Origin of the sequence: Streptomyces viridosporus (assembly GCF_002078235.1) — a bacterium.
Lineage (GTDB): Bacteria > Actinomycetota > Actinomycetes > Streptomycetales > Streptomycetaceae > Streptomyces > Streptomyces viridosporus.
This window is the reverse complement of sequence record NZ_MSGP01000921.1, coordinates 1-270: the sequence shown is the minus strand read 5'-3', so window position 1 is coordinate 270 and position 270 is coordinate 1. Positions and strand designations below refer to the sequence as shown.

The window sequence follows — 270 nt, the reverse complement described above, 5'->3', positions numbered from 1 at the left end:
GAGGGTGCCGAGGGCGTCTACGGCGTCCAGCAGAAGACGGTCACCTTCAAGATCGGCCGCAACCAGGTCTCCTACGTCGACGCCAAGACCAAGCAGATGAAGGTCACTCAGGACGGCAAGACCGTCCGGACCATCCCGATCTCTGCCGGGTCGCCCGAGAACAAGACGTGGGAGGGCCAGATGGTCATCTCCGAGAAGTTCAAGGAGACCCGGATGAACGGCGCGACCGTCGGCTTCACCGACGACGACGGCAAGGGCGAGTACGACATC

Annotated in this window: 1 protein-coding gene; it reads left to right on the top strand. The window is 63.0% G+C overall.

Annotation, left to right across the window (positions count from 1 at the left end):
* Positions 1 to 270, top strand: a 270-nt coding sequence (locus B7L92_RS43435) for a L,D-transpeptidase (protein WP_255311373.1), incomplete at both ends; no start/stop codon positions are given.